Source organism: Rickettsia sp. TH2014, from assembly GCF_019249195.1.
Classification (GTDB): Bacteria; Pseudomonadota; Alphaproteobacteria; order Rickettsiales; family Rickettsiaceae; genus Rickettsia; species Rickettsia felis.
This window is the reverse complement of sequence record NZ_MXAX01000166.1, coordinates 1-1,658: the sequence shown is the minus strand read 5'-3', so window position 1 is coordinate 1,658 and position 1,658 is coordinate 1. Positions and strand designations below refer to the sequence as shown.

Genomic DNA, 1,658 nt, shown 5'->3' with positions numbered 1-1,658 from the left:
ATAATTTTTATAATGTCTGTAAGATTAAATCTTGACTTCTACACCGAAAAATGGTTAACAGATAATCTCTAAGCATTTCCTATTTGTGATGAGAAATGTATTTCATCAATGCCTAGATGTTTTAATGCATTATGCCATTTACTTTCAGGATTATCGGCAAAAATAAATTCTTTATTACAATCCATAACCAACCATAGGTTTTTTTCTAATTCTTCTTCAAGCTGCCCTGGTTTCCATGCGGTATAACCGACAATGAATAAGCTATTTTTAGGTCCTTTACCGAAAGCTATATCTTCTGAAATTTCTAAATTAGAGCTTACTGCTAAATCATTCTGGAAATCCAATAACAAATTTTTATTATAATCGCTAGAATGAAGAAAAAAACCTTTTTCATGTTCTACGGGTCCGCCAAGATATATAGGAACCATAACCGAGGTTGTTATTTCGTCATTTTTTATTTTAAAAAACGATTTTAAATCTATATGATTTACTAAGCGGTTAAATATTAATCCTATTGCTCCTTCTTCCGTGTGTGATAACATATAAATTAAGGATTTATGGTAAATGCCTTTTGTAATTACATGCGGTGTAGCAACGAGTGTTTTACCGGATAAGTTATGAAAAATTTTATCGCCCATAAATAAAACTTTAATTATAATATTAGAGGTGATCTATAAAGATATTTTAATTGATAATTAAAGAGCTTTTTTAGCGAAAATGAATAAGATTTTTGTAGTAATAGTAGTTCATATTTCAAAAAAATCTTACAATTTATAGCAAGAAAGAATCTAACTAGCTTTAAAATATCTTTATAGATCGCCTCTTAAAGTATATAAGATTTAAATCCAATTATTCAATAGAAGTTAACAATAATGATCACATTTTTTGATATTACTATTTTTGCTATTATTACTCTTTTCTCATTTTTCGGCTTATATCAAGGTATAATCGGGTTTTCAACTAGAATACTCGGTTTTATTACTTCTATAATGTTAGGATATTTCTTATATCCGTATATTTCTGAACTAAACGGGAAATATATGGATAATGAGGTTATAAGAATAATTATAGCCGGTCTTATATCTTATGTTGTTTCTTTAATTTTATGTGTTTTTATAGTTTATAAATTTCTTGCTATAATTTCGTTTATGAGAAACGGTTTTATTGACAGATTCTTAGGGCTATTAGCAGGATTTGCCGTAGGTACTACTATCTCGTTAGTACTATTTTTTATCACAATGATCTTTACTTCTGAAAATTATTTTAAAAGTAAATCTTTAAAAGATTTTGTGGTAAGTAGCAAACAGAGCAAATATGGAGGAGTGTTGAAAGTTTCCGTTACCACTGATTATTTAGATGAATTAAGTAAAAATATTATAGTTATAATTCCAAACGAAACCTTAAAATCTATTGAAATATTTGAAAATAAAGACTTTAATAATTTTAAAAATTCCCTTAAGAAATCAAATGATTCTAACGATGATGAGGATATATTTTCTCAAGAATTACAAGATGAGCTTTCTAATATAGATGGCGAGTAAAATGTTATTTTAACGTCATTGTGAGGAAATTACGTAGTAATTGACGAAGCAATCTCAAGAGTTTGTTATTTGTAATAGTTGAGATTTAATCTTACATTTAGTAAAATTAAGATAATA

The 1,658-nt window shown here is 27.1% G+C and carries 2 protein-coding genes; one reads left to right on the top strand and one right to left on the bottom strand.

Annotation, left to right across the window (positions count from 1 at the left end; all coding sequences use genetic code 11):
• Nucleotides 1-68 precede the first annotated feature (68 nt).
• Nucleotides 69-638, bottom strand: coding sequence for a YqgE/AlgH family protein (locus KYQ89_RS03205; RefSeq protein ID WP_218460378.1), 570 nt, complete (start codon nt 636-638; stop codon nt 69-71).
• A gap of 234 nt (nt 639-872) precedes the next feature.
• On the opposite strand from KYQ89_RS03205, the gene KYQ89_RS03200 reads away from it, so the two are divergent.
• Complete coding sequence (locus KYQ89_RS03200) at nt 873-1,541, top strand: CvpA family protein (protein WP_218460377.1); 669 nt, start codon at nt 873-875, stop codon at nt 1,539-1,541.
• Nucleotides 1,542-1,658 lie beyond the last annotated feature (117 nt).

Coding starts and splice junctions, on each gene's coding strand:
- KYQ89_RS03205 (WP_218460378.1), bottom strand. CDS start 638: ATGGGCGATAAAATTTTTCATAACTTATCCGGTAAAACACTCGTTGCT.
- KYQ89_RS03200 (WP_218460377.1), top strand. CDS start 873: ATGATCACATTTTTTGATATTACTATTTTTGCTATTATTACTCTTTTC.